Genomic DNA, 26053 nt, shown 5'->3' on the forward strand with positions numbered 1-26053 from the left:
AGCGGGCCACCGGCGAGCCGCGATCGCAACCCGGCGGCCGACCGCTCAGTCGAGGCCGGCGAAAAGGTCGTGCTCGAATCCGTCGGCGCCCACCTGGCCGCGCGTGCCGCGGACCAGGGTGAAGTGTTCCTCGGGCAGCACCGGCAGTGCGATGTTGTTCGACAGCGCGAATTCCCGGCCACTCGGCGCGACGGTGACCTGGGTGGCATGCGCGCGCATGGCGGCGCGCTTGGCCGAGACCACATCGGAGACGTCGATCACGGTGCTCACCCCGCTCGTGGACATGGCGGCCAGTTCGGCCTCGACCGGCAGACGCCAACCCGTGGGCAGCGCGCCGGGCAGATCGTCGACGGTGCGGCGGGCCAGCGCGGCGGTGTGCTGGCGCAGTAGTTCGCCGTCGGTGACGGTCCAGTAGAACTTGGGGACATCCCAGCCCTGCTCGGCGGCCGCCGCGACGGCCGCGGTCGTGATCTCGTGCGCGCGGATGTGGTCGGGATGGCCGTAGCCGCCGCGCGGGTCGTAGGTGACGACCACCTCAGGCCGCAGTGCGAGAATCACCGCGACGAGTTCGTCCACAGCGGCGGCACCGGAGTTCACGAAAGCGCGTGGATGCTCGGCCGACGGTGTGCCCGCCATGCCGGAATCACGCCACCGGCCTGGGCCGCCGAGGAACCACGGCTCGCCGACGCCGAGGGCCGACAACGCGGCGGTGAGTTCGCCGATGCGGTAACCGCCGAGCTGGTCGGCCTCGGCCGCGATCAGGCGCGACCACCGCTCACCGATGACCTCACCTTCCTCGCCGAGCGTGCAGGTCACCACGGTCACCGGGACACCACGGCCGCGGTAATGCGCGATAGTGCCACCGGTGGTGAGGGTTTCGTCATCGGGGTGGGCATGGACCAGGAGCAGTCCACCGGTTTCGGTCAGGCGGTCGGTGTCGGTCACGGGATCCTCCGCCACTGTGCTGTATCACCGAAGATGCCGACCTGAATCGCACCCGACAGCGACACACCGTCCACGCGTGGACCGGCCGCCGCGACAACGTTGTCCTGCACGATCGGCAATACCGTCGCCAGTTCCCACAGCCTCGGCTCGGCTTCGGCCAGGATCCGCGGCACATCGAAACCACGCAGGGCTTCGTCGATCGAGGGCTGCAGCGTCGGATCGCACACCCCGCCGATATTGCTGGGCGCCTGGCGATATGCCTCCGCCGCGGACAACGCGGGACCTTCGGCACCGGCCGGGACGACCGGCGCGCACCCGTAGCGTGAGGCCAGCGCGTTGGCCGGGTCGCCGCCCGCCAGCTCCCAGCCGACGATGGCGTCGATCGAGGATTCGGTGAGGTCCTTGCCGTACAGCTCGTCGGCGGGCAGGCCACGCACGATGGCATCGATTCCGGCACTGCGCAATTGGTCAGCGGCGGTATTGGCGACGGCAAGTGCCGACGCGTCGTCGGTGACGGCGCCGATCCGCACCGACAGCCCCTTGCCGTTGCGCGCCAGCGAACGCGGCTGCGGTGCGGGCGAGGTCGGCGAACCGGTCTGCGGGGTCTCGGGCGCACGGCCGAACCCGGCTTCGGCCAGCAGGGCGAACGCTTCCTCGGCGGTCATCCGCGGCGGCGCAGTGGGCACGTAGCCGGGGCTGGACGGCGAAAGTACTTGTGCGCGTGCGGGTTCCACCCAGCCACCGGTCTGCGCGCCGACGGTCGCCAGCAGGGCGGGATCGAGCAGCGCCAGCACCGCCTTGCGGACCCGCACATCGGCGAGGTCACCGGAGCGGCCGTTGAGCGCGAGTTGCAGTTCGCGGGCCTGCGGCATGATCGTGGTCCGCACCGACGGGATCGCGGCCAGTTGCGCCTGGGTCGCCACGCCGCCGTGCACGAGCGCCATCTGCGCGTCGCCGGTGCGCAGCGATTCGGCCAGCTGCGAGGGGGTGCCGCCACGGCGGAACTGGATCTGATCCGGGGAGGCCGGGGTGCCCCAGAAGCGGTCGTTGCGTTCGAGCAGGATCTCGTCGCGTCCGCGATCGACCGATTTGATGGTGAAATTGCCGCCCGAGACCGGGATCTTGTCGACCAGCCCGCTGGTGAATCCACCCGGCGAATCCTTCACCAGGTGCGAGGGCAGCAGGTTCGAGAACAGTTCACGCCATGCGGGATAGGGCTGGGTCATCGTCACCGTGACCGTTTTGCCGCCCGCCGACGACGCCACATCCGAGATCAGCCGGTAGCCGGCCGGATCGACCACACCGGGCTGGCTGATCATCTGCTGCCAGAGGAACCGGAAGTCCTCGGCGGCGATCGGGGCACCGTCGGACCAGTTGGCCTGATCGCGCAGGATGTAGGTGAGAGTGAACGGCTCCTGGGCCGTCGCATCGGCCGACACGATCAATGAGGTGTCGGGCACCCAGTCGACCAGACCGGGATGGACGGGACTCGGCGCCGCGCGGAACGGGCTCGGCAGCACCATCGAACTCACCGCGCTGGTTACCGGCGACTGATCCGAGCGCAGATGCGGATTGAACCCGATCCCGATGTCGTCGATCGCGACGACCACGGTGTTCTTGCCCGGCTTGGCCTGGGTGGTCTTGGGCGAGTCGGAGGACTCGATCGGCGGTGGCGGATTCGCCGTGCAACCGGCCACGACCGCCGTCGAGGCAATCATCGCCAGCACCATCGCACGCCACCCTGCGCGCCGCCCCGAACTCACCTTGCGCACTCTACCCAACCCATCGATCGACTGCCGTTCGGCCATTACAGGCCAACGAAAAGGCGTCGGCCGGGTCCGTTTCCGGTACCCGGCCGACGCCGTTCGAACTACTGCCGACTAGTTCGCGGCGGCCTTGTCACGGGCCTTGCGACGCGACAGGTCGCGGGCCCGCTCGTTGGCGCCGAGCACGAGCTTGCGGACGCGAATCACCTCGGGGGTGACCTCCACACACTCGTCTTCGGTGCAGAACTCCATCGCCAGCTCGAGATCGAGGTGCAGCGGCTTGGCCATGGTCTCGAAGGTGTCCGCGTTGGCGCTGCGCATATTGGTCAGCTTCTTCTCGCGGGTCACGTTGATATCGAGATCCTCGGCACGCGGGTTGATGCCGACGACCATGCCCTCGTAGGTGTCGGCGCCCGGCTCGACGAAGAACTGACCACGGTCGGCCAGCTGGATCATCGCGAACGGGGTGACCGAACCGGCACGGTCCGAAACCAGCGAACCGGTGTGGCGGCCGCGGATCTCACCGGCCCACGGCGCGTAGCCGTGGGAGACAGCGTTGGCGATGCCGGTGCCGCGGGTATCGGTGAGGAACACGGTACGGAAACCGATCAGGCCACGCGAGGGCACGATGAACTCCATGCGCACCCAACCGGCGGCGTGGTTGCTCATCTGCACCATCTTGCCCTTGCGGGCGGCCAGCAGCTGGGTGACAGCACCCAGGTACTCGTCGGGGCAGTCGATGGTCAGCTCTTCGAACGGCTCGTGCGTCTTGCCGTCGACCTGCTTGGTGACCACCTGCGGCTTGCCGACGGTCAGCTCGAAGCCTTCGCGACGCATCTGCTCGACCAGGATGGCCAGCGCCAGCTCACCACGACCCTGCACTTCCCAGGCGTCGGGACGGCCGATGTCGAGCACGCGCAGCGACACGTTGCCGATCAGTTCCTGATCCAGGCGCGACTTGAGCATGCGGGCGGTGAGCTTGTGGCCCGACACCCGGCCGACCAGCGGCGAGGTGTTGGTGCCGATGACCACCGAGATGGCCGGCTCGTCGACGGTGATGCGCGGCAGCGCGATCGGGTTCTCGGGGTCGGCCAGGGTATCGCCGATCATGATCTCCGGGATACCGGCGATGGCGACGATGTCACCGGCCTCGGCGACCTCGCCGGGCTGACGCTCGACACCGATCGTCTGCAGCAGCTCGGTGATCTTGACCGTCTTGGCGCCGTCGGCGTTGATCCAGGTGACGTTCTGACCCTTGCGCAGCTCGCCCGCGTAGATGCGGACCAGGGCCAGACGACCGAGGAACGCCGACGCGTCGAGGTTGGTGACGTGAGCCTGCAGCGGCGCGTCCTTGTTGCTCTTCGGCGCGGGGATGTAGTCCATCAGCACCTGGAACAGGGCGTCGAGGTTCTCGGCGTCGGGAGCGGAACCGTTTTCCGGGGCGACCTTCGACGCCTTGCCCTCACGGCCCGAGGCGTAGAGGACCGGCAGGTCCAGCGCGAGCTCGGCGGCTTCGGCGGCCTCGTCGTCGAGGTCGGAGGCCAGGTCGAGCAGCAAGTCGTGCGACTCGGAGACGACCTCGGCGATGCGGGCGTCGGGGCGGTCGGTCTTGTTCACGACCAGGATGACCGGCAGCTTGGCCGCAAGAGCCTTGCGCAGCACGAAGCGGGTCTGGGGCAGCGGGCCCTCGGACGCGTCGACGAGCAGCACGACACCGTCGACCATGGAAAGGCCGCGCTCGACCTCACCACCGAAGTCGGCGTGGCCGGGGGTGTCGATCACGTTGATGACGGTGAGAGAACCATCGGGGTTATGGCGATGAACTGCGGTGTTCTTTGCGAGAATGGTGATGCCCTTCTCGCGCTCGAGATCACCGGAGTCCATGACTCGGTCGACCAGTTCGGCTCGCTCAGCGAACGCGCCCGACTGACGAAGCATGGCGTCGACCAGCGTCGTCTTGCCGTGGTCGACGTGGGCCACGATGGCGACGTTGCGAAAATCGCGTGAAGACGACACGCCTGGATCCTCCTGCTGTTGGGGTATTTGGCGCGCATTCATCTGGCATCGCGGCCTGTTACAGCTTACCGGTTGCGCGGGGGCACCCTCGTGTCAGGCTTTGTACTTAGGTTAGGCTAACTCCCATGGGCAAGGTGAAGGCGAAGAAGGTCTCGAGCCTGAAGCCGAAGAAAAAGTGCTGCAGGAAGAAGACGCGCTGCTTCAAATGCCCCGTCGTCATCATGCGGATGAAGAAGGCCGAGGCTGCCGGAATGTGCGGTAAAGATCTCAAAAAGGCCTTGAAACTGGCGCGCGTCAAATAAACGAGGCGTACAACCGAAGGATGAGTACTCCGCTGCTCTCCGACCCTGAACTCACCATCGCTCTGGCCACCCTGCCGGAGTGGTCGCGCGACGGTGCCGCGATCACCCGCACGGTGCAGGCCGCGAGCTTCCTCGCCGGCATCGAGACGGTGCGCAAGGTCGCCGTCGCCGCCGAGGCGGCAGACCACCATCCCGATATCGATATCCGTTGGCGCACACTGCGTTTCACGCTGAGTACGCATTCGGAGGGTGGTCTCACCTCGCTCGATACGGCGATGGCGCACACCATCGACGACATCGTCGGCTGAGCCTCAGCTCGCGGGCACCTCGGCCGTGCGACGGCCGGGGAGTTGCTTGCGCAGGGTGTCGCGGCCGTGCCAGATCAGCCAGCCGAACAGGACGAACACGCCGATCACATCGACCGCGCCGAGCCAGGCCAGCGGCCATGGACGCGGGATGGTCCAGATCGTCGGCTGCGCGAACGAGAGCACCCACGGCACGCCGACCAGCATCGTCAGCACCCAGAACCAGGCGATGATCCGCGCGACACGCTCGTCCCGCAACGGCCCGTAGATCAGCCACAACGCGGTCGGGATGAGCCATACCCAGTGGTGTGACCAGGAGATCGGCGAGATCATCAGCCCGAACAGCTGCACCAGCACCAGGGTGCCGAGCCGGTCGTCGGGGCCGAGGGTGCGCCAGGCGCACAACGCCAGCACGGCCGTGATCAGCACCGCGACGATCCACCACGGGCCCGACTGCACGTCGTGGCCGAGAATGCGGCTCAGCGCGCCGCGCAGCGACTGATTCCAGACCGAGCCCACCGGGCCGATCCGGTCGGCGTCGCCGAGCAGGGTGCCGAAATAGCGCTGCGCCTCGTGCGCGTTGATGAGGAAGCTCACACCGACGGTCAGCCCGAAAGCCGCCGCCGACCACAGCACCGTCGCCCAGCGCCGCCGCGCCACGAAGTACAGGCCGGTGATGGCCGGGGTCAGTTTGATGCCGGCGATCAGGCCGACGAGGGTGCCCGAGATCCACCAGCGCGCGCTGCGCACCGCCAGCATCGCCCCGAACACCAGGAACACATTGACCTGGCCGTAGTCGATGGTGGTTCGCACCGGCTCGAGCCAGACGCCGAGCGCCGTCCAGCCGACGGCCGCGGTGATCCACGGCGTCTGCTTCGCCTTCTCCGCGCCGAGCAACAGTTCGAGGCTGATCCTGATCACGCCGTACAGCGCGGCGACCGTGGCCAGCATCCAACCGACCGCGACGAGGGTGAACGGCAGATAGTGCAGCGGGAAGAACACCAGCGCCGCGAACGGCGGATAGGTGAACGGCAGCGGGAAGTCCGGCGTCACCTCCGAGTAGGTGAAGTCGTAGAGCCGGTCGGTGAGCAGCGCGGCTGAGCCGTCCACGTACACGTGCAGATCGACGACATTGAGCCCGTTCGGGGCGAAGAGCATCCAGGCCAGCCGGGCGAGCACGGACAGTCCGAGCAGCGCGAGTGCCCATCGGAGGTGTCTGTTCAAGGCCAGGCTTTCGGTCGGCATCGGTGGCGCCTTGCGCCATTTCGCGGGTGCTCAGCTACTTTAACCGGGCGCCGACCGGCCCCCGCGACCACCAGCCGCGGCGACACCATGGATAACATTTGTATCAACATCCCCAGGTGTAACACCATGTGCGGCTAGCGTCGATGAACATGGTTTCGGCCGGTACGCCGCGTTGGGCCCGGCGGCTGTACAACACGGCGGCGTTGTCCTTAGAGTGACCCCCGACATGCTGGGCTCGACAACCCTCGCCCATCGCACCACCGAGGTAAGGACGGCTAGACAAGTGCTTCGTAGTCGAGGTTCGCGGATCGCAACGACCGCTCTCGCCATCGCGGCAGGCGCCATGCTCGCCGCGCCTGCATCGATCGCCGCCCCGGCGCCCGCCCCGCAGGCGGCGCCGATCAGCGTCCCGATGGTGCCCGAAGGCGTCCCGGTCGACGCGCTGGCCGCCTTCGCCCCCGCCGTGGCAGGCCTGGTCGCAGGTCCTGCCGACGTCGCCAGCCCGCAGACCGCCCTGCTCGATCAGGCGCGCGCACTGCTGGCCACACTGAATCTGCCGCCTGCCATCAAGTCCACCCTCGAGCGGATCATCACCTTCCTCGACGGCAGTGGCGGCGGTGGTCCCGAACTCCCGCAGGACGGCCCGGCCATCGCGCAGTTCCTGTACCCGACCATCGGCAAGGGCTGCATCGGTGACGGCGCCGATTCGGTCGGCACCGCGCTCGCGGTCGCCGGTCCGGCGCAGCTGCCCCCGCCCGGACCCGCCGCCGGTCAGGCCGGTTTCGTGTTCACCGCGCTCGGCACCAAGGCGCCGACCGGCGAGCAGAACCCGCCGATGACGGTGCAGTGGCTCAATCTCGACACCCGTCAGTCCGCGATCCAGACGCTGACCGACGAGGCCAAGATCAACCCCGGCGGTCCGGCCACCCTCTCGGCCATCGCCAACACGGGCCACGGCCGCGTCGTCGCGGTGATCTCGGGTTCGCTCACCACCGCCGCCGAGGGCGCCGCACCGCGCACCTGCACCTTCATGCCGACCCTGGGCTTCTTCACAGTCTAGGTACCCGCACCCACTGAGCCCGGTCCGTTCCTCGAGAACGGACCGGGCTCAGTTGTTTGCGGCTGTTCCCGCGAGCACCGTGTGGACCTGGCTCACCACTGGCCGTAGTCCTCGGTCAGTACCCGGTTCAGGTCGACGCCGACGCCGTCGATCGCGCGCTTGTCGATCTCGAACTGATGCAGGTGCGCGGACCCGTGCACGAAACCGCGCTCGGTGCCCCAATTGTGCTGCCAGAACCAGGAACCCAAGCCCGCGTCGAGTGCGCGGTCGATGGTCGGCGCGTTGGCGTAGATGCCGACGAGTTCGGGTCCGAGCACCGACTGCCAGCCCTCGATATAGGGCGCGATCATCTCATCGAACTCTTCGTCCGACGGGTTGTCGTCGATGGAGGCGTAGATCGGCGCGGTATCGGGTCCGCCCGCGGCGGCGTGGATGGCCCAGCCGCGCTCGGCGTGCTGCTTGCCCGCTTCCAGGCCGCCGCGCCAGTCGGCGGTCGGGCCCTTGCCGAACTGGTAGTTCGACACGATCGACAGGCCGTGCGCCCCCAGATCTTCGACCTCGGCGGCGAGCAGCGGTTTACCTGCCATCCACTCGGCGCCGGGCCTGCGCTCGGAGACGTAGCGGATGACGCCGATGTGCCCTTCGGCCGCGATCGACGCGGCGGAGGGTACTCCCGCGGCGTAATCGACCATCGTGCCGAAGGATTGGGCGCGGGCAGGCGCGGCGGCGAGACCGGCACCGATCGTGGCCGCGGCGGCGGCGAAGCCGAAAAACTTCCGCCTGGTCACCGGAACTGAACGCATCGCAGGACTCCTTCGCGCAACCCGACTTCAACCGGCAAGCGAACCCGGCGCGCCTTCCCCGAAAATCGCGCGCCGGGAGTCTAGAACGTGCGACTCATTGCACCACAACCCCAGGGGAACCGCCAGAACCAACGGCAACATTCGCCCCACGAGTCACAGGTGTCAGGTGGCGCCGTCGATCGCCGCGCCCACATCGATGGTGCGGCCCGTCGGATCGGCCAGCTCGGCGCCGACCACCGCGACAACCTGCGCGACGATCTGCTTCTTGATCCCGGCCAGTCGGGCCAGGGTCGCCGCGCGCAGGCCCTTGGCCTTGAATTCCATCGAGATGTCCGCGAGGGCGGGCGGCGGCACCTCGATCACGATCTGCAGCGGCTCGGCGGCCCTTGCCGTGAGGACAAGGGGAATCTCGAGGTCGGCGCGGTAGTGGTTGGCTTTGAGCACGTCGACGGTGATGTCGAGCCCGACCGGCAGCGTCATATCGAAGATCCGCAGGTCACCCGGCTCGCCGAGGCCACGATCGATCACGCGCGGCTGCTCGATAGCGCCGCGCACCGTCACCGTGGCCGCGCCACGTGGTCCCTCGGCCAGCGGCCCGACATCGATCTCGCTGCCCGCCAGCTGACCGACCACGCCGTGCACACGGTCCCTGGTGACGATGGTGGTGAAGAAGCGCAGACCGAATTCGCGGTAGTCGATCCAGTCGAAGACGGTGTCGTTGCGATGGGGTGAGCGATAGCCGTCCAGGATCGCCTCGATGTCGAAGACCCGCTCCGAGCGGAACTTCGGATCGCCGACGATGGCGTTGACCCGGTTGGCGACCTCGCGCTGCACCAGGCCCGCGATCGGGTCGAGCAACATTTCCCAGGCGCCGTCGATGGCCTCGGCGCGCAGTGTGAAGCTCACGTCCTTGGCCGTCACCGGGGCGACGTCGATCACGACAAGCAACGGGGCGGCGGTGCGGGCGTGCAGTGTGAGCCCGATCTCCACCACGGCGGCCAGGCGTAGCTTGCGTCCGCCGAGGACCAGTTTCACGGCCAGGGTCAGCGGGATCCGCACGCCGAAGCTCAGCGCGTCACCGGGCGTGCGGGTGACCTCGGGGGTGCCGAGCGCACCCTCGGCGACGAAACCGGCCAGTCCGGCGGGACCGAGCGAGAACGGCCCGATCTTCACCCCACGTCCGGTCATCCCCGACACCGCGGCGGTGATGCGCTCCTCGGTCACCGCGTAGGTGACGAACCGTTCGCCGAAATCGGCGTACTCGATCCAGATCGGGTCACGCCGTGGCTTGTCGTCCACCTTCACACGCACGTCGAACACGGTACGTGACGCGAGCGAACCCCCAGTTGGTGGCACAACTCCCCCGTCCTGCCGATGAGGGGGAAGCAGGACGGAGGAGTCGGCGACGGCGCTGCCGGGCGCCGCGACTTCCATCGTACGGGTATCACCGTGGTACCGCCGTCCAGGATCATCGCAGTTGTCTTGAGCGACAATCGATTTCAGAATCGCCCGTAACCGACCAGATCAGCGGTCTCGGCGGGGGTGATGGTGCGCACCCGGACGGTGCCCATCTCGTTGCCGCCGATGGTGGTGATCGTGTCGCCGTCGGCCTTCAGCACGATGTTGGTGTGCTGGCCGAGCGGACTGTCGGGTCCGTAGAGGACCACGTCGCCGGTGCGCGGGCGATAGCCGACGTCGGGGCGGGTGAATCGGCCCACCTGCTGGTAGTACTCCTGCAGCGTGTACACGCCGGGGATGCGCCAGGAGCCGGAGTTCGGGTTGGCCAGCGGCCTGCCCGCCTCGCGCATCGTCCAGCTGACGAAATCGGCGCACCACGCTTCGCGGACGCCTTCGGCGTACTTCGGTCCGTCGCCGGGCTGCTCGAATTCACGGCGCAGCACGTCGACGAGCACGATCTGCTGCTCGTCGAGGCGCTCACTGTCGAGTGCGGGGAACTGGTCGCCCCAATCGTGCTGCCACCACACCAGTCCGACGGCTACCACTGTCGCCGCCGCCAATATGCCGGAGATTCCGACGATCCAGGACGTGCGTCGTCCAGGTCGTTCGGTTCGAAGCTGCGTCATCGCCCCCCACTCTCGTTCATCCATCTGCCCTATTGGACGAATCGCGAGTGCTTTCGGTTCCCGCTCACGCGTGTTTTCCGAAGCGGACGGGAGACCACCGGATGGACCCCTGCGCCACCCGGGTTTCGACCCGGCACATCGCTCTCGGCGCGCACGAGGCGAGCGCGCGCCGTCCCCTCCGGCGACATCGTCCGCGCAGAGGTGGTGTCGAACACTTTCCGCTCCGGAACACACTGTCCCGACCAGCGCGAAGGCCGATAATCGGCCTCGACACAGCGGCCGGGCAGCCGGGCGGTCACCCGCTCGGCTGACATGAGTTTTGCGAACCCTTTACCCTCGGTCAAGCTAGACGACTGTCCCAATTTGTACCGGTGAGTGAAACAGGAGTGCATGGTGGAAGACCCGAACGCGTCGATCTCGCGATACCTCCGCGAACGCCGCGAATCCTCGGGCCTGACGAGGGTGGCGCTCGGCGAGATGGCGGGCGTCTCCCCCGCCCTCATTCAGAAGATCGAACAGGGCACACGCACACCGACATTGGAGGCGCTCACCGCACTCACCGACGCGCTCGACGTGCCCGAGATGTTTCGCGATCACCTGGTCGCGCTGTCGGTCGCACCCCGATACGACTCGACACCGTCCCTCGTCCGCCCCGTCGACCAGGTGCTGATCGACGGGATCACCCATCCGGCCAGCCTGCAACTGCATCCGGTCTTCGAGGTCCTGGCCACCAACGCCGCATGGCGGCTGCTGTTTCCCGGCCTGGAAGCGGGCGTATCGATGCTCGAGTGGATGCTGCTCGACCCGCGTGCCAAGCAGGCGCTTGTCGATTGGGAGCAGCAGGTTCACCTGTGCGTTTACGCGTTTCGGGTGATGGGCCCCGGTTTGGCGTCGCGGGCGCAGATCACCGACATCGTGGAAGCGTGTTCGCAGGCTCCCGAATGGGAGAAGTTGTGGACCACCGAGCCGCACATCACCCACGGACCCGACGGTCCGGTGGTGCACATGCGCGATCCGCACACCGGCGAGACGGTCCCGATGGCGGTGCACTCACTCGGCGCCTCCCTGGTACCGCGCCGGGACTGGTCGTTGGTGGTGTACTCCCCGGCCGCGGGCTGATCAGCCGGTCTTCTTCTTCCCCATCGGAATACACAGCGTCAAGGCGATCGCGGCCACCGCGCCCGCCATCGCGATGAAGAACGCGGTGTGGAACGCCGACCTGGTCGGGACCATGTGCGGGCCGAGCTGCATGGTCATGTGCGCGAGCACCACGCCCATCACCGCCGCCGAGGTCGAGGTGCCGATGGACCGCATCAGCGAGTTGAGGCCGTTGGCCGCGCCGGTCTCGTGCAGCGGCACCGCACCCATGATCAGCGCGGGCATGGCCGCGTAGGCCAGGCCGACACCGCCCGCGACGATCACCGCCGAGAGCACGATCTGCCACACGGTGTCCATCATGACCACCGCGCACAGGTAGCCGAAGGCGATCACAGCCGAACCGAGCGCCAGCGTGAACTTCGGCCCCTTCCTGGCAGACAGCCGTGCCGACACCGGCGAGAGCAGCATCATCACCAGCCCGGTCGGCGCCATCGCCAGGCCCGCGACCACCATCGACAGTCCGAACCCGTAACCGGTCTGTTCGGAAGCCATGAGCAGCTGCGGGAACGTCAGCGACATGCCGTACAGGGAGAAGCCGACCGCGATCGAGGCCATATTGGTGAACAGCACGCGCGGGCGCGCCGACACGCGCAGGTCGACCAGGGGCGCACCCTGACGCAGTTCATAGGCGCCCCATCCGAGGAAACTCACCAGCGACAGACCGAACAGCGCGAGGATCGAACCGCTGCCCCAGCCCCAGTCGGCGCCCTTGGTGATGCCGATCAGCAGCGCGAGCAGGGCGATCGCCAGCCCGATCGCACCACCGAAATCGAAACGCGACGGCGTGCGCACCGGCGATTCCGGCACGAACACGAGAACCAGCACCGCGCACAGCACACCGAGACCGGCGGCGGTCCAGAACAGCATGTGCCAGTTCGTGTTCTGCGCGATCAGCGCCGAGAACGGCAGGCCGACGGCACCGCCGACACCGAGCGTCGCGCTCATCACCGCCATCGCGCCGCCCACCTTCTCGGGCGCGAGTTCGTCGCGCATGATGCTGATCCCCAGCGGGATCGCGCCCACCGCGATGCCCTGCAGCGAGCGGCCGACCACCTCGGGCAGCAGCGAGTTCGCGGTCGCGCAGATCACTGAGCCGACGATCATGAAGCCGAGGTTGGCGACGAGGATGCGCCGCTTGCCGAACATGTCGCCGAGTCGTCCGGCGATCGGTGTCGAGACCGCGCCGGCGAGCAGGGTCGCGGTGATCACCCAGGAGGCGTTGGACGCCGAGGTGTTCAGCAGTGTCGGTAGCGACGGGATGAGCGGCACGACCAGCGTCTGCATGACCGAGACCACGACGCCGACCGTGCTGAGCACCGCGATGAGCACCGCCGGAGCCGGTCGGCGATCTTCGGGGAGGGCCTGCGAAACGTCGACCTCGGTTACGGACACAACTATTCACGGTACACAGCCTGTGCATAGTACACAATTTGGTTCAGCGGTGACCCACACGACATAGTTGGCACATGTCCGATTCCGGCGCCGCCGACGACACCCCGTTCACCCGTCTGGTGTTCGAGATGAACCTGATCTCGCGGCACTTTCCCACGACCACCCGCAGGCGCCCCGGTTTCCTCCTCGACCGTTCAGCGTTCCTCATCCTGACCCGCCTCGATCTCGGCGAACCGCTGAGCCTGCGCGAACTGTCGGAGTCGTTCCAGCTCGACATCTCCACGATCAATCGTCAGGTCGGGGCGATGCTGAAACAGGAACTGGTGCAACGGGTGCCCGATCCTGACGGCGGCGTCGCACGCAAGATCAAGGCGACCGCCGACGGTCGCGCGGCGCTCGCGGCGGACCGGCGCCACCGCAGCAACGACATCGGCAGGGTCGTCGCCGACTGGGACGCCGACGACGTCACCGAGCTCGGCAGGCTGATGCGCAAGTTCAACCGATCGGTCGAACAGCTGGAGCAGAACCCGTGGCCCAGACCGCCGCACAGCGATAGCTGATCGCGCTAAGCTGCGCGGCGTGGTCACTCACCGGTCTACCCGTCCGAGCTGGCTTTCCTGGGACAACTACTTCGTCGGCGTCGGCGGACTTGTCCTCGGCCTGTGCTTCGGCACCTGCGCCGCGCTGATAGCCGGCCCCGAGCACAAAGTCGCGGCGATCGTCCTCGTCGTGCTCGCCGTGGTGTGCGTCCTGCCCGCGCTGCTGCGCGCGCTCGGCGAACTCAGCGTGTGGGTTCGGTTGGCGATCCTGCTGATCGGCTTCGCGCTGCTGCTGCCCGCGATTCTGGTCAGCGGCGAGGTCCGCGACTGGGCCGCCGAGCGCTGGGAAAAAGCCTGGAACTAGATGTTGCGCATCGGGATCGACAGCAGCATGCGCAGCGTGTTGTGGATGAACTGCGCCTGCTGCCACGTGAAGTAGTCACCGGCCGGGCCTGCCGCCGCGCTCGAACCGGACGCCGAGCCCGATGCCAGGTCCGCGGACCCGCTGGCCGAACCTGATGCCGAGCCCGAACCCGGAAGTGCCGCAGCGGTTCCCGCCGAACCGAGCAGGCCGATCAGCACCGCCGCTCCCACCCCTGCGATTCGAACGGCATACGGTTTGGACGTTTCACGGCCGGACAACATCAGATAGATCCCACTCTGTCGAAAAGCATTGCGAATGCCCAGTATTCACACCAGAACTCACCGCCAAACCCAATTCGCCGGGATTGCCCCGATGTTCGGTTTGCGCGGTGAGTCCGTCGGTACGCCCGACCCCGCCACTATCCTGCGCCACCGCAGGTAGCGGCGCCAGACCACGATTCTCGGGGCATGCGCGAACTGACCGGCCGGTTCCGACTCCGGCGCCCAGCACAACGACGCCGGGGTTCGCCACCTCTCAGTGACCGAACCCCGGCGTTCGCTGAATTGCTCGCCCTATCGCCTCGACCACCGGCGAACCGGAGCAGCGCTCACCTCGCGTTCGCGGGCGGCTGCCGCCAACTCCGAGCTTCGCTCGCGAGCCGCGTCGACCAGATACGTGCCTCGTTCGCGGGCGGCGTCGGCCAGTTCCGGCGCCCTTTCCTTGGCGACCTCGGCAAGCGCGGCACCGCGGGTGCGCGCGGCCTCGGCCACTTCAGGACCGCGATCCTTGGCGACCTCGACCAGCTGGGCACCGCGGGTCCGTACGGCCTCGGCCACTTCGGGACCACGGTCCTTGGCGACCTCGACCAGCTGCGCGCTGCGGCTGCGCACCGCGTCGGCCAGCTGGGGCCCACGTTCCCGAGCGATCTCGGCCAGCTGCGAACCACGCTCGTTCGCGACCTCCGCCAGGTGCGCACCCTGATTGTGGGCGACATCGGCGAGCTGGGCGCCGCGCAGCTTGGCCGCGGCCGCGATGGCAGCGCCTTCGGCCGCGATGCGGGGCTCCTCACGCGAGAACGCCCGCCGTGCTCGCCAGCCCAGCGACGGCTTGCCCTCGGTGTCGGCCGCGGCGATCATCAACCCGCCGAGCAGTCCGAGATCCTTCAGGAACCCGACCCGCTTGGCCGCCTTCCGGTCGGGATCGTTCTCGGCCCAGAAGTCCTGCTCGGTGACGGTTCCCGGCACGACGGTCGCGGCCAGCACGAGCGCCGCGGGCCGAGGTGCGCGGCCAGTGGCCAGCAGCAACCCACCGACAACCTGCGCCACGGAGTTGATCCGAACGAATTGACTCGGATCGTCGGGCACCCGGGCTGCCAGTGCGTCAGGCAGAGCGGTGCGGCCCTTGTCAGCCAGCGCGTTCGCGGCGGCTTCGCGCGGCTTCTGATTCATCAACCCGTTCACCCCGGCGGCCACGAATGTGGTCCCCAGCAGTGCGCGGGCAATGCGTCGAACAGGCTTGATCGGCATCGTCGATCCCTTCGTGTCTACGACTGGGAAAACGGCTCCCTACATTCGACTACCCGGGTCTCCCCATCACAAACGATGGACGCGATCGGGCATGCCCTGTCCAGTGGCTAGTGTCGGCCGGGTGTCCGACAACACCGTCCAAGCCGCCTACACCGCCATCCACCACGTCTATATCGACCTCTTCGGCTCCCCCACCGACCTGGCCCCCGATGACACCGCCTTCGCCCTCACCCACCTGTCCCCCGGCCCCGTCCTCGACCTCGGCTGCGGCCCCGGCCACTTCACCAAGTTCCTCACCGACGCGGGCATCCCCACCACCGGCATCGACATGGTCCCCGAATTCATCATGCACGCCCGCACCACCTACCCCGACATCCCCTTCGAACTCGGCTCCCTCCGCACCCTCGACGCCCCCACCGATTCCGTCCCCGGCCTTCTGGCCTGGTTCTCGCTGATCCACATCAACCCCACCGAACTCCCCACCGTGCTAGCCGAATTCCACCGCGTACTCACCCCCGGTGGATGCCTGGTGATCGGCTTCTTCGAATCCACCGACACGGTCGAACCCTTCCCCCATAAGGTGACCACCGCCTACCGCTGGCCGGTCGACCATCTCGCCGAAACCCTCCACCGAGCGGGTTTCACCGAAATCGATCGCCTGCACCACCCCGCCTCCGGCGACGTCCGCCCCTACGCGGCTCTGGCCGTCGCCAAGTCAGCACCACACGATCCCGGCGGTCTGCGTCAACTGAGCGATCTCGCCGAGGACCTGAACAGCGCGGAGGTCATAAATCGCGCCTGGTCGTGAAGTCGCCTACCCGTCGAAGCGGCTCAGGCGGCGAGTGCCAGGTGGGCGCGCTCCGGTCGATCGACGCGGGCCGCTCGGCCGACCAGGCGGGCGATGGCTTCGGCGACCTGGGCGGGCTGTTCGAGGATGACCGAATGGCCGGCGCCGTCGATCTGTACGAAGTCCGCGTAGTCGACGGCGGCGGCCATAGCGATCGAATGGGACGGGGGTGTCATCAGGTCGGCGGAGCCGCACAGGATCAGGGTGGGGATGGTCGAGAGGGTGGCCAGGGCGGCGGTGCGGTCGAAGGTCTTGAAGGCGCTCAGGAAGGTGGCCATGGTGACGATCGACGTCGCGTTGTGCATCGCCTCGGCCAGCGCCAGCACGCGCTGGCTGACCTTGCGATCACCGAACTCCGCGGCGCGGACGACGGGGGCGAAAACCTTGCAGGACAACACCTTCGCGTGCTGCATCAGGCGCGGTGCGCGCCGCACCGCCGCCTGGAAGACGGAGATGAGCGGGTTGCGCAGCAGCCGCCCGAAGCCGGCATCGGCGAGCCCGCTCGCGGCGGTGGCGACGAGCCCGACGCCGACGATGCGGGTCCCGACCTCGTGCCGGTACTGGTCGACGTAGGTCAGCACGGTCATCCCACCCATCGAATGCCCGACCAGCACGACCGGCCCGGTCGGGGCGACAACGTCGAGCACGTCGTGCAGATCATGACCGAGCTGTTCGATGTTGTAGGTCTGCCTCGACGCCACCGCGGAGTCACCGTGCCCGCGATGGTCGTAGCAGACGACCTTGGCATCGGAGTGCTCGCGCAACAGCACGTCCCGCACATCCGTCCACGATTCGGTCCGCAGGCAATGCCCGTGGATGAGAACCACCGTCAGGTCCGCGTTCCGCCGCCCGTACTCACGAACCGCGAGCTCAACGCCATCGCTGGTCGACACCGAAACACGACGCTCGGCTGAGCGGGCAATTGTGCTGATGTTCGACATCGGAGCCTCCGGATTCGCGTGTGGTGACAACATCCACTCTGCGCCGAATCGGGGCCCCTGATCAGGGCCCCGAGTACTGAGCCCGCTCCCCCGAGGGTGCACAGAACACCACCAAGGTGTCGCGAGGCGCTGGATACGGAACTCGGTCACACCGAGGTGGCGAACTTCCACCCCTGAGGGACAGCCGACCACCCCTCGGGTCCATGGCTCACCGCCTCCCAACTGCGTTGAATGACCTCCAGAACAAGCCCGTCAACCGTAGGAGCACCGATGTCCACACCGCCCACCGCCAAGAAGATCGCCGCGACAGCTCTGCTCGTCACCGGGCTCGCCGCCCTCACCGCAACCATCGCTCCCGTAGCGAGCGCGACCAACGGAGTCGAGGGAAGCATCACCAGTCCCACTGCCGGATCGGTAACCCTCAGTTGGCGGATCCAGATTCCCGCGGGAAACACCGCAACCTGTGGCATGTCCGTAGAGAACAGCGCCAACACCGTCGGCACGTACCGTGAATTCGAATACTCCAACATCGGAGGCTCGCCCAACCACCAAGGGCGATGGGTCAGCAACTCGCTCCAGGCGTCAGCCCCCGCGGGCAGCACCGCCTATGGCGATGTCTACTGCACATTCCTCAACGCCGATGGCCAAGCAACCGTCGGAGGCTGGCAGGGCAGCACGAAGGTCAGGCTCGCAGTCAAGGACGCCCCGGTGATCCCGCCCGGCGGCGGGGTGGGTTGAGCGGCTCTTCGGTGACCGAATACCTCAGACGTTGAAGCGGAGTTCCACGACGCCGCCGACCTTGGGGGCCGCGTCGCCCTGGTGGATAGTCCAGGCTCGGGATTCCCTGGGCCCGCGTTGTTCAATATTTATAGTTGTTCAGTTAAAATGAACAACATGACCGACCGAACGCGACATGACGAGATAGAACGCTCGCTGGCTCAGATGCTTGCGGACTACTCGATCGAACTCACCGTGCAGCGCTGGACGGCGGAGCAGACTGCGATCGTCGATGTGTGCCGACAAGGCTTCGAGGCGACCTACCGGTTGGCTTGGTTGCCGCACGCAACCCTGTCAGAGCTAGCACGAATCGACCAGCAAGATCGCACGCATCGACTGCTGGTGACCGGCCCTCGGATCACCAGTCGCACCGCCGAGGCGCTGGTTGCCGCGGACATCGATTACATGGACTACGCGGGAAATGTCCACTTGGACTTCGGGCCAGTCTTCATAGATGTCCGCGGACGATCCGGCCAAACCGAGGTATCGAGCCATCGCGCAGCAGAGGCAAATCTATTCAGCGGCAGGCGGATGCAGGTCCTCTTTGTGCTCCTCACCTGGCCGAAATCGGCGGAGATGCCGGTTCGCCGGATCGCTGCGGCTGCTGGGACATCGGTAGGGATCACGCAGTCGACGCTCGAGATCATGAAAGAATCCGACTACCTGATCGGCAGATCACTCCACCGCCGCGATGAACTGATCGATCTATGGGCTGCCGCATTCAGAGGCGCGCTCCTGCCGAAGATCCGGAAACTCTCTCTCCGCGGAAATATCGACCGCTGGTCTGCGCCTGCCGGATACCTCGTAAGCGGAGAATCTTCCGTCGAAATGATCAGGCAGCCACAGACACTCACAATTTATGCCGAAAATTTCGACCTTGCGGAGGCCGTCCGAAACCGCTGGCAGAAGTCAGACGATCCGAATATCGAGGTTCGCCAGAAATTCTGGGAAGCACCCGAATCGGCTACACCATCCGACGGACGGGGCATCTTCGTCGAGTCTGCGGCCCCTCCACTGTTGGTTTACGCAGATCTTCTGGCCTCGAAGGAGCCACGGCAATCCGAAGTAGCGAGAAGCTTGAGGAAGGACCACCTTGTTTGACCTCGGCCGCATCGATCAAAGGTCGGCTGATCTGGTCGACAGTGTGGTGGTTGCGCTGATCTCAGGCGCCGAAATGAACGGCGCGTCGATCATGATCATCGGTGCGCAGTGTCGCGACTTGCTGCCCGCCGGATTCGGCCATCTTGACCGACTTCGCCGCACAAACGACGTCGATGTCGCGATCGCCGTCGACGAGGACGCCGAATACCGGCGGATCGTCGCGATACACCCCCGGTCGGGAACCACTGACATCCGATTTTCGATCGCAGGAATAGCGGTTGATGTGGTGCCGTTCGGCGACATCGAGGATCCCGTCGGGACGACCTCCTTATCAGGCAGAGAGGAGGTCATCGATGTTTTCGGCTTCCGCGAGGTCTTCACGAATTCGATCGAACTGCGACTTCCGAGCGGCTATCCGGTCCGGATTCCGACACCAGCGGGCTACACCGCGCTGAAGTTGAAGGCTTGGTGCGATCGATCCGCCATCGGCGAATACAAGGACGCCGAGGACATCGCAACAATTTGTACCTGGTACCAGGGCGACACCGACATCACGGCTTCACTCTACAAAACACGCACCGATCTGCTGATCAGAGCCGACCTGGATGTCGATCTCGCATCACTGCATCTCCTCGGCGAGGAGACCGCAAGCCTTCTCGGTCCCGAACGGCTCGCTGAACTCTCAGCAGCTTGGAACCAATCGGATCGAGACCTATTTGCCCATCACTTCGCACGGCAACGATCGAGAACACATCCCGATCTCACGGCGGCGCAGCGGGCGATCGGGGCGCTCAACGACCTACTGGCCAGCTGAACTCATCCCGGAGAACGCCCCAGTGTCGCCTCTGAAGCAATTCATGCGCCTGGGGCTCTTTCAATTGGCCGCAGGCGCAACGAATTACACGTTGAAGCGGAAGTCGCAGACGTCGCCGTCGTGCATGACGTATTCCTTGCCCTCCATGCGGACCTTGCCTGCGGCCTTGGCGGCTGCCATCGAGCCTGCTTCGACCAGGTCGTCGAAGGCGACGAGTTCGACTTTGATGAAGCCGCGTTCGAAGTCGGTGTGGATGACGCCGGCGGCCTTGGGGGCCGTGTCGCCCTGGTGGATGGTCCAGGCTCGGGATTCCTTGGGGCCTGCGGTGAGGTAGGTCTGCAGGCCGAGGGTGTGGAAGCCGGCGCGGGCAAGGGCGTGTAGGCCGGGTTCGGTTTGGCCGATGGATTCCAGCAGTTCCATGGCGGATTCGTCGTCGAGTTCGAGGAGTTCGGCTTCGACCTTGGCGTCGAGGAAGACGGCGTCGGCGGGGGCTACGGAAGCCTTGAGCTCGGCGATCTTCGCCTCGTCGGTGAGGACGGATTCGTCGGCGTTGAAGACGTAGAGGAACGGCTTGATAGTAAGCAGGGAGAGCTCACGGAGCAGGTCGGCGTCGATCTTCTTACCTGCGGCGAAGAGGGTGGTGCCTTCGTTGAGGAAGCCTTCGGCGGTCTTGGCCGCGTCGAGCAGGGGCTTGCGCTCCTTCTTGACCCGCGCTTCCTTCTCGAGGCGCGGGATGGCCTTCTCGAGGGTCTGCAGGTCGGCGAGGATGAGCTCGGTTTCGATGACCTCGATGTCGGCGGCGGCGTCGACCTTGCCGTCGACGTGGATCACGTCGTCGTCGGCGAACACGCGCACGACCTGGCAGATCGCGTCGGCCTCACGAATGTTGGCCAGGAACTTGTTGCCCAGACCCGCGCCTTCGGAGGCGCCCTTCACGATGCCCGCGATGTCGACGAACGACACGACCGCGGGCACGATCTTCTCGGAACTGAAGATCTCGGCGAGCTTGTTCAAGCGCGGGTCGGGCAGCGGGACCACGCCGACGTTGGGCTCGATGGTCGCGAACGGGTAGTTCGCGGCCAGCACGTCGTTCTTGGTCAGCGCGTTGAACAGCGTCGACTTTCCGACATTGGGCAGGCCGACGATTCCGAGGGTGAGGCTCACTGTGTTTATCTTGCCGCACCTGCGGCGCGGCGGGTTCGCGGCCCCCTTGTGGCCCGCTGGTCAGGCACCGCGGCTTGCTCCTTCGTCGCCTACGCCGCGGCACCTGACCAGCGGGCCGGGCCGCGAACGGCCCCTCCCTAAGGGTCGGGGTTCGGAGTCAGGGAACGAGGACGACCTTGCCCAGGTTGGCGCGCTGCTCGATGACAGCGTGTGCGGCGGCGGCATCGTCGAGCGCGAACTCGGCGTGCACGACCGGGTGCAGCAGACCGGAGGCGTAGTACTGCCAGACATCTTGGCGCAGGTCCTCGTAGCGAGCCGGGTCGCGCTGGGCGAGTCGGCCGATCCGGAAACCGGTGAGGGATTTGCCGCCCGCGAGGAGGTCTTCGGTGTCGATCAGGCCACCGCCGGTGCCGTAGGTGACCGCGCGACCGCCTTCGGCGAGACCGGCGAGCGTGCCGCCGAGACCGGTGCCGCCGACGCCGTCGAGGGCGTAGTCGGCCTGCTTGCCGCAGTGCAGCTGGTCGTAGGTGAACACCTCGTCGGCGCCGAGTTCGCGCACGAAATCGACCTTCGACCGGTCGGACACCGCGCCGACCACCCAGCTCGCACCGCGCACCCGGGCCAGCTGCACCGCGAGGTGGCCGACACCGCCCGCTGCGGCGGTGACCAACGCGGTTTCGCCCTCGCGCGGCACAGCGGTGTCGAGTGCGCCGAGGGCGACGAGACCGCTGCGCATCAACGCGACGGCGTCGACGGCCGAAGCGCCGTCCGGAATGGCCGAGGCCTGGTCGATCGCGAGGATGACGTACTCGGCGTAGGCATCAGCGGTACACAGGCCGACAACGCGGTATCCGGCGCTGTAACCGTCGACCCCGTCACCGACCGCGACGACCTCACCGGCCACCTCCGCGCGCACCTGCTCCGCTTCGCCACTGATCCGCCGAATCGCCGACAGGGTGACCCCGATCGCCTCGACCCGCACCAGCAGCTCGCCGGCGCCGGGCACCGGCACCTCGGCCGCGACGACTTCGAGCGCCTCCGAACCACTGCCGCGCTCGTACTGAACCCGCCGCATGACACCTCCTACGTAATTGAGCGAAGCGCAAGATTAACCGGCTGACCTCGCGTTTCCACAGACCGTGCACCTACGAGTGCGAAATCTCACCGCGTGCGCCACGTGGCGGAGAGGGCACCTTCCGCTGCTGGATACCCCACCTGGCGGGCTGGGACGCGTGGGTAATGCCACACCGCGGACGGCGGCGTAGCGTGACGAGCATGGAGGCGACCACCGAGGTGGTGACAGCGGCCCCCGCTCCGGTGCTGGCAGCGTTCATCGACCGGTACGTGGGTTATCGACTCGCGGGTTTCGAGCCAGGCCTGCACCGTGGTCTGCCATCACGGCACATGACCTTCATCGTCGCCGTCGGGCCGACCATCGATGTCGTCGAGCAGACCGACCCGCGCCAAGCCCCCGGCAGTTATCGCTGCGTACTGAGTGGCCTGCAGGCGAGCCCCGCGCTGATCGCGCACACCGGCTTTCAGGAAGGCGTGGCGATCGAGTTGACCCCGCTGGGTTGCCGGGTGCTGTTCGGCATGCCCGCGAGCGAACTGTGGGACATCTCGATCGAATGCTCCCAGGCGCAAAGAACTCTGGGCGATCACCTCGCGGATGCTGTGCAATCGCACCAGGATTGGCCGAGCCGGTTCGCCGCGTGCGATCGCGCCTTGACCGCGGCCGCACAGACCGACACTCTCGCTGGGCCCGAATTGACCTGGGCTTGGCATGCCCTCGTCAACACCGGCGGCACCTGCCCGATCAACCCGCTCGCCGATCGGATCGGCTGGACCCGTCAGCACCTGACCCGCAAGTTCACCGCCGAATTCGGCGCGAGCCCCAAACTGGCCGCGCGGATCATCCGCTTCGAGCGCGCCAAGCGCATGCTCGCAGGCACGCCGTCCTATATCTCCATCGCCCAGGTCGCGACCACCTGCGGCTACTACGACCAGGCCCACATGAATCGCGACTTCGCCGAACTGGCAGGCGTTGCCCCTACCGTCTGGCTCGCCGAGGAGATTCCATCCGTCCAAGACCCGAGCTCCCCCGAAGCACGAGGCTGAATACATGGACACAACAACGAATACCCAAGCAGGCATCTGGCCCTGCCTCGCCTTCGACGATGCGCGTGCCATGATCGAATTCCTCACCACGGCTTTCGGTTTCGAAGTAGCAGCGGTCTACTCCAGAGAAAACGACGACAGCATCGTCGAACACGGCGAGCTGCGCTGGCCGGGCGGCGGTGGCATCATGCTCGGCTCCACTGGCCGCAACGACACCCCCTTCGGCACCCGCCCACCCGGCGTCGCGAACCTCTACCTGGTCACCGACGACCCCGACGCCCTCTACACCCGCGCCGAGGCCGCGGGCGCGAAGATCATCCGCGAACTGCGCGACGAGGACTACGGCTCGCGCGGCTTCAGCGCCGCCGACCCCGAAGGCAACCTCTGGAGCTTCGGCACCTACCGCGGCGCCTGAACAAAACTTCATTCTGCGCGCGATCGCGTGCGAATCTCTCCGACGCGGATCGGCGATCGGCTACGTTGTCGATTGCTTCACCCGAGGCTCTGCGCGTTATACAGGAGAGTTGAGTCAATGGCGACCATCGAATACCTGCGGACCGAACCGGACTTGCCTCCGGTCGGTGTCGTTGATCGCACGCCGATCACGCCCGTCAAGAAGGCCGTGTTCGCGGCGATCGCCGTGCTCGGCGCGATCGCGTGGACGGTGATCGCGTTCGTGCGCGGTGAATCGGTGAACGCGGTATGGATCGTGATCGCGGCGGTGTGTACCTACATCATCGCCTACCGCTTCTATGCGCGATTCATCGAATGGAAGATCACCAAGCCGCGCGACGATGTCGCCACGCCCGCCGAAATCTATGACAACGGCAAGGATTTCATGCCGATGGACCGGCGGGTGCTCTACGGGCACCACTTCGCCGCCATCGCGGGCGCCGGGCCGTTGGTCGGTCCGGTGCTGGCCGCGCAGATGGGCTATCTGCCCGGCACCATCTGGATCATCGTCGGCGTGGTGTTCGCCGGCGCGGTCCAGGACTACCTGGTGCTGTGGGCCTCGACCCGTCGACACGGCCGCAGCCTCGGCCAGATGGCGCGCGACGAGCTCGGCGTCGTCGGTGGTGCCGCGGCGATCGTAGCGATTCTGGTGATCATGACGATCCTGCTCGCGGTGCTGGCACTGGTCGTGGTGAACGCGCTCGGGGAGAGCCCGTGGGGCGTGTTCTCCATCGCGATGACCGTCCCGATCGCCCTGTTCATGGGTGTTTACCTGCGGTATCTGCGACCGGGTGCGGTCGGCGAGGTGTCCGCGATCGGCATCGTGCTGCTGCTCGCCGCGATCATCGGCGGCGGCTGGGTCTCCGAAACCGAGTGGGGCGCGGACTGGTTCACGCTCTCGCGCACCACCATCGCCTGGGCCCTGATCGCCTACGGCTTCATCGCCTCGGTGCTGCCGGTGTGGCTGCTGCTCGCCCCGCGCGACTACCTGTCGACGTTCATGAAGGTCGGCACGATCGTGCTGCTCGCCGTCGGCATCCTGATCACGATGCCCGTGCTGAAGGCGCCCGCAGTCTCGGAATTCGCGCACACCGGTGCCGGACCCGCGTTCGCTGGCAGCCTGTTCCCGTTCCTCTTCATCACCATCGCCTGCGGTGCGCTCTCGGGCTTCCACGCGCTGGTGTCCTCGGGCACCACGCCGAAACTGCTGGCCAAGGAATCCAATGCCAAGATGATCGGCTACGGCGGCATGCTGATGGAGTCGTTCGTCGCGGTCATGGCGATCATCACCGCCTCGATCATCGACCAGCACCTGTACTTCGGCATGAACGCCGCGAGCGGTCTCACCGGCGGAACTGCCGAGGGCGCAGCCAAATTCACGAATTCGCTGGGTCTGTCGGGTCCGCCCGCGACGCCGGAACTGTTCACCAACGCCGCTTCCGACGTGGGTGAGAACTCGATCGTCTCGCGCACCGGTGGCGCCCCGACCCTGGCTGTCGGTATCTCCGAGGTCTTCGCCAATTTCCTCGGCGGCTCGTCGATGAAGGCGTTCTGGTACCACTTCGCGATCATGTTCGAAGCGCTGTTCATCCTCACCACCATCGACGCGGGCACCCGGGTGGCGCGCTTCCTGGTCTCGGACGCGCTCGGCAACTTCGGTGGTGGGTTCAAGAAGTTCCGTGATCCGTCGTGGCGGATCGGTGCCTGGCTGTGCTCGCTGATCGTGGTCGCGGGCTGGGGCGGGGTGCTGCTGATGGGCGTCAACGATCCGTTCGGTGGCATCAACGCGCTGTATCCGCTGTTCGGCATCGCCAACCAGTTGCTCGCCGCGATCGCGCTGATCGTGGTGCTCACGATCATCGTCAAGCGCGGGCAGTGGAAGTGGGCGTGGATTCCCGGCATTCCACTGGTCTGGGATCTGGTGGTCACGATGACCGCGTCCTGGCAGAAGATCTTCTCCGACGATCCCAAGCTCGGTTACTGGAAGCAGCACAGCCTGTGCCAGGCCGCCAAGGACGCGGGCAAGGCCTGCCTGACGGCCAAGACTCCCGAGCAGGTCGACATCGCGATCCGCAACACCTTCATCCAGGGCACGCTGTCGATCGTGTTCGCGGTGCTGGTGCTGGTCGTCACGGTCGTCGGCGTGCTGGTGTGCGCGAAGGCGATCCGCACGGGCACGGTGACCAGCACCGAATCCGACGAGCAGCCGTCGAAGATCTTCTCCCCCAGCGGTTTTGTCGCCACTGCCGCGGAGAAGGACGTGCAGAAGGAATGGGATGTGTTGATCGCCGAGGGCAAAGTGAGCGCGCCCGGATCGGCGCACGTCTCCTGAT

Annotated in this window: 26 protein-coding genes; 13 read left to right on the forward strand and 13 right to left on the reverse strand. The window is 66.7% G+C overall.

Annotated elements, in window-relative coordinates; all coding sequences use genetic code 11:
- Window positions 1-45 precede the first annotated feature (45 nt).
- The 3 genes from mshB to typA form a co-directional block, all read right to left on the reverse strand.
- The gene (mshB, locus tag ACLJPD_RS04940; RefSeq protein ID WP_410870519.1) at window positions 46-945 is read right to left on the reverse strand and encodes an N-acetyl-1-D-myo-inositol-2-amino-2-deoxy-alpha-D-glucopyranoside deacetylase; all 900 of its coding nucleotides are present in this window, start codon (window positions 943-945) and stop codon (window positions 46-48) included.
- Complete coding sequence (locus ACLJPD_RS04945) at window positions 942-2675, reverse strand: ABC transporter family substrate-binding protein (protein WP_410871933.1); 1734 nt, start codon at window positions 2673-2675, stop codon at window positions 942-944. Before ACLJPD_RS04945 ends, mshB begins: the two co-directional genes overlap by 4 nt.
- Window positions 2676-2825: 150 nt before the next feature.
- Window positions 2826-4727, reverse strand: coding sequence for a translational GTPase TypA (typA, locus tag ACLJPD_RS04950; RefSeq protein WP_410870520.1), 1902 nt, complete (start codon window positions 4725-4727; stop codon window positions 2826-2828).
- A gap of 125 nt (window positions 4728-4852) precedes the next feature.
- On the opposite strand from typA, the gene ACLJPD_RS04955 reads away from it, so the two are divergent.
- Both ACLJPD_RS04955 and ACLJPD_RS04960 read left to right on the forward strand, forming a co-directional pair.
- Window positions 4853-5029: a hypothetical protein gene (locus ACLJPD_RS04955; RefSeq protein ID WP_410870521.1), complete on the forward strand. Its 177-nt coding sequence runs from the start codon at window positions 4853-4855 to the stop codon at window positions 5027-5029.
- Between the two features lie 20 nt (window positions 5030-5049).
- Window positions 5050-5337 (forward strand): 4a-hydroxytetrahydrobiopterin dehydratase, encoded by a 288-nt coding sequence (locus ACLJPD_RS04960; RefSeq protein WP_410870522.1) that lies wholly within the window; start codon window positions 5050-5052, stop codon window positions 5335-5337.
- Between the two features lie 3 nt (window positions 5338-5340).
- Here the strand turns inward: ACLJPD_RS04960 and ACLJPD_RS04965 are convergent, their stop codons facing one another.
- Complete coding sequence (locus tag ACLJPD_RS04965) at window positions 5341-6579, reverse strand: mannosyltransferase (protein ID WP_410870523.1); 1239 nt, start codon at window positions 6577-6579, stop codon at window positions 5341-5343.
- A gap of 283 nt (window positions 6580-6862) precedes the next feature.
- Here ACLJPD_RS04965 and ACLJPD_RS04970 point away from each other — a divergent pair, with 283 nt between their 5' ends.
- On the forward strand, window positions 6863-7639 hold the full coding sequence (locus ACLJPD_RS04970; RefSeq protein WP_410870524.1) for a hypothetical protein: 777 nt from the start codon (window positions 6863-6865) through the stop codon (window positions 7637-7639).
- Between the two features lie 92 nt (window positions 7640-7731).
- Here ACLJPD_RS04970 and ACLJPD_RS04975 read toward each other — a convergent pair whose 3' ends face one another.
- The 3 genes from ACLJPD_RS04975 to ACLJPD_RS04985 form a co-directional block, all read right to left on the reverse strand.
- Window positions 7732-8442, reverse strand: coding sequence for a DUF1906 domain-containing protein (locus ACLJPD_RS04975; protein WP_410870525.1), 711 nt, complete (start codon window positions 8440-8442; stop codon window positions 7732-7734).
- A 162-nt stretch (window positions 8443-8604) separates the two neighbouring features.
- Window positions 8605-9753, reverse strand: coding sequence for a hypothetical protein (locus ACLJPD_RS04980; protein WP_410870526.1), 1149 nt, complete (start codon window positions 9751-9753; stop codon window positions 8605-8607).
- A 188-nt stretch (window positions 9754-9941) separates the two neighbouring features.
- Window positions 9942-10526, reverse strand: coding sequence for a CHAP domain-containing protein (locus tag ACLJPD_RS04985; protein ID WP_410870527.1), 585 nt, complete (start codon window positions 10524-10526; stop codon window positions 9942-9944).
- A 393-nt stretch (window positions 10527-10919) separates the two neighbouring features.
- Here ACLJPD_RS04985 and ACLJPD_RS04990 point away from each other — a divergent pair, with 393 nt between their 5' ends.
- Window positions 10920-11645 (forward strand): helix-turn-helix domain-containing protein, encoded by a 726-nt coding sequence (locus ACLJPD_RS04990; RefSeq protein ID WP_410870528.1) that lies wholly within the window; start codon window positions 10920-10922, stop codon window positions 11643-11645.
- On the opposite strand, the gene ACLJPD_RS04995 is transcribed toward ACLJPD_RS04990, so the two are convergent.
- Window positions 11646-13013, reverse strand: a complete 1368-nt coding sequence (locus ACLJPD_RS04995; RefSeq protein ID WP_410871934.1) for an MFS transporter — start codon at window positions 13011-13013, stop codon at window positions 11646-11648. It abuts the gene before it with no gap.
- Between the two features lie 137 nt (window positions 13014-13150).
- Here ACLJPD_RS04995 and ACLJPD_RS05000 point away from each other — a divergent pair, with 137 nt between their 5' ends.
- Together ACLJPD_RS05000 and ACLJPD_RS05005 are read left to right on the forward strand one after the other, a co-directional pair.
- Window positions 13151-13636, forward strand: a complete 486-nt coding sequence (locus ACLJPD_RS05000; protein ID WP_410870529.1) for a MarR family winged helix-turn-helix transcriptional regulator — start codon at window positions 13151-13153, stop codon at window positions 13634-13636.
- A 19-nt stretch (window positions 13637-13655) separates the two neighbouring features.
- Window positions 13656-13979 carry a hypothetical protein gene (locus ACLJPD_RS05005; protein ID WP_410870530.1) on the forward strand — a complete coding sequence of 108 codons (324 nt, stop codon included), beginning with the start codon at window positions 13656-13658 and terminating at the stop codon, window positions 13977-13979.
- Here the strand turns inward: ACLJPD_RS05005 and ACLJPD_RS05010 are convergent.
- A complete protein-coding gene (locus ACLJPD_RS05010; RefSeq protein WP_410870531.1) occupies window positions 13976-14209 on the reverse strand; it encodes a hypothetical protein in 234 nt (77 codons plus the stop codon). The two genes, ACLJPD_RS05005 and ACLJPD_RS05010, sit on opposite strands and share 4 nt — an antisense overlap.
- Before the next feature lie 342 nt (window positions 14210-14551).
- Window positions 14552-15505: a DoxX family protein gene (locus ACLJPD_RS05015; protein WP_410870532.1), complete on the reverse strand. Its 954-nt coding sequence runs from the start codon at window positions 15503-15505 to the stop codon at window positions 14552-14554.
- Between the two features lie 121 nt (window positions 15506-15626).
- Between ACLJPD_RS05015 and ACLJPD_RS05020 the strand changes: the two genes are divergently transcribed.
- Entirely contained in the window at window positions 15627-16313 is a 687-nt protein-coding gene (locus tag ACLJPD_RS05020) for a class I SAM-dependent methyltransferase (RefSeq protein WP_410870533.1), read from the forward strand.
- A 23-nt stretch (window positions 16314-16336) separates the two neighbouring features.
- Here the strand turns inward: ACLJPD_RS05020 and ACLJPD_RS05025 are convergent, their stop codons facing one another.
- Window positions 16337-17293, reverse strand: a complete 957-nt coding sequence (locus tag ACLJPD_RS05025; protein WP_410870534.1) for an alpha/beta fold hydrolase — start codon at window positions 17291-17293, stop codon at window positions 16337-16339.
- Between the two features lie 270 nt (window positions 17294-17563).
- Between ACLJPD_RS05025 and ACLJPD_RS05030 the strand changes: the two genes are divergently transcribed.
- The 3 genes from ACLJPD_RS05030 (at window position 17564) to ACLJPD_RS05040 (ending at window position 19985) form a co-directional block, all read left to right on the forward strand.
- Window positions 17564-18031 carry a hypothetical protein gene (locus tag ACLJPD_RS05030; protein ID WP_410870535.1) on the forward strand — a complete coding sequence of 156 codons (468 nt, stop codon included), beginning with the start codon at window positions 17564-17566 and terminating at the stop codon, window positions 18029-18031.
- Between the two features lie 156 nt (window positions 18032-18187).
- The gene (locus ACLJPD_RS05035) at window positions 18188-19171 is read left to right on the forward strand and encodes a type IV toxin-antitoxin system AbiEi family antitoxin (protein WP_410870536.1); all 984 of its coding nucleotides are present in this window, start codon (window positions 18188-18190) and stop codon (window positions 19169-19171) included.
- On the forward strand, window positions 19164-19985 hold the full coding sequence (locus ACLJPD_RS05040; protein WP_410870537.1) for a hypothetical protein: 822 nt from the start codon (window positions 19164-19166) through the stop codon (window positions 19983-19985). The genes ACLJPD_RS05035 and ACLJPD_RS05040 overlap by 8 nt, the downstream gene beginning before the upstream one ends.
- A gap of 84 nt (window positions 19986-20069) precedes the next feature.
- On the opposite strand, the gene ychF is transcribed toward ACLJPD_RS05040, so the two are convergent.
- Together ychF and ACLJPD_RS05050 are read right to left on the reverse strand one after the other, a co-directional pair.
- Entirely contained in the window at window positions 20070-21149 is a 1080-nt protein-coding gene (ychF, locus tag ACLJPD_RS05045; RefSeq protein WP_410870538.1) for a redox-regulated ATPase YchF, read from the reverse strand.
- 157 nt (window positions 21150-21306) lie between these two features.
- Complete coding sequence (locus tag ACLJPD_RS05050; RefSeq protein WP_410870539.1) at window positions 21307-22224, reverse strand: quinone oxidoreductase family protein; 918 nt, start codon at window positions 22222-22224, stop codon at window positions 21307-21309.
- 200 nt (window positions 22225-22424) lie between these two features.
- Here ACLJPD_RS05050 and ACLJPD_RS05055 point away from each other — a divergent pair, with 200 nt between their 5' ends.
- From ACLJPD_RS05055 to ACLJPD_RS05065, 3 genes are all read left to right on the forward strand, one after another.
- Entirely contained in the window at window positions 22425-23267 is an 843-nt protein-coding gene (locus ACLJPD_RS05055; RefSeq protein ID WP_410870540.1) for a helix-turn-helix domain-containing protein, read from the forward strand.
- A gap of 4 nt (window positions 23268-23271) precedes the next feature.
- A complete protein-coding gene (locus tag ACLJPD_RS05060) occupies window positions 23272-23682 on the forward strand; it encodes a VOC family protein (protein ID WP_410870541.1) in 411 nt (136 codons plus the stop codon).
- Between the two features lie 117 nt (window positions 23683-23799).
- The gene (locus ACLJPD_RS05065) at window positions 23800-26052 is read left to right on the forward strand and encodes a carbon starvation CstA family protein (protein WP_410870542.1); all 2253 of its coding nucleotides are present in this window, start codon (window positions 23800-23802) and stop codon (window positions 26050-26052) included.
- Window position 26053 lies beyond the last annotated feature (1 nt).

It is taken from the genome of Nocardia sp. A7 (assembly GCF_046549215.1).
Lineage (GTDB): Bacteria > Actinomycetota > Actinomycetes > Mycobacteriales > Mycobacteriaceae > Nocardia.

Excerpts from the sequence above, each read along its gene's own strand:
- ACLJPD_RS04945 (WP_410871933.1), bottom strand. The coding sequence starts at position 2,675 with ATGGTGCTGGCGATGATTGCCTCGACGGCGGTCGTGGCCGGTTGCACG.
- ACLJPD_RS04955 (WP_410870521.1), top strand. The coding sequence starts at position 4,853 with ATGGGCAAGGTGAAGGCGAAGAAGGTCTCGAGCCTGAAGCCGAAGAAA.
- ACLJPD_RS04960 (WP_410870522.1), top strand. The coding sequence starts at position 5,050 with ATGAGTACTCCGCTGCTCTCCGACCCTGAACTCACCATCGCTCTGGCC.
- ACLJPD_RS04965 (WP_410870523.1), bottom strand. The coding sequence starts at position 6,579 with ATGCCGACCGAAAGCCTGGCCTTGAACAGACACCTCCGATGGGCACTC.
- ACLJPD_RS04975 (WP_410870525.1), bottom strand. The coding sequence starts at position 8,442 with ATGCGTTCAGTTCCGGTGACCAGGCGGAAGTTTTTCGGCTTCGCCGCC.
- ACLJPD_RS04985 (WP_410870527.1), bottom strand. The coding sequence starts at position 10,526 with ATGACGCAGCTTCGAACCGAACGACCTGGACGACGCACGTCCTGGATC.
- ACLJPD_RS05000 (WP_410870529.1), top strand. The coding sequence starts at position 13,151 with ATGTCCGATTCCGGCGCCGCCGACGACACCCCGTTCACCCGTCTGGTG.
- ACLJPD_RS05015 (WP_410870532.1), bottom strand. The coding sequence starts at position 15,505 with ATGCCGATCAAGCCTGTTCGACGCATTGCCCGCGCACTGCTGGGGACC.
- ACLJPD_RS05025 (WP_410870534.1), bottom strand. The coding sequence starts at position 17,293 with ATGTCGAACATCAGCACAATTGCCCGCTCAGCCGAGCGTCGTGTTTCG.
- ACLJPD_RS05030 (WP_410870535.1), top strand. The coding sequence starts at position 17,564 with ATGTCCACACCGCCCACCGCCAAGAAGATCGCCGCGACAGCTCTGCTC.
- ACLJPD_RS05035 (WP_410870536.1), top strand. The coding sequence starts at position 18,188 with ATGACCGACCGAACGCGACATGACGAGATAGAACGCTCGCTGGCTCAG.
- ACLJPD_RS05050 (WP_410870539.1), bottom strand. The coding sequence starts at position 22,224 with ATGCGGCGGGTTCAGTACGAGCGCGGCAGTGGTTCGGAGGCGCTCGAA.
- ACLJPD_RS05055 (WP_410870540.1), top strand. The coding sequence starts at position 22,425 with ATGGAGGCGACCACCGAGGTGGTGACAGCGGCCCCCGCTCCGGTGCTG.
- ACLJPD_RS05060 (WP_410870541.1), top strand. The coding sequence starts at position 23,272 with ATGGACACAACAACGAATACCCAAGCAGGCATCTGGCCCTGCCTCGCC.
- ACLJPD_RS05065 (WP_410870542.1), top strand. The coding sequence starts at position 23,800 with ATGGCGACCATCGAATACCTGCGGACCGAACCGGACTTGCCTCCGGTC.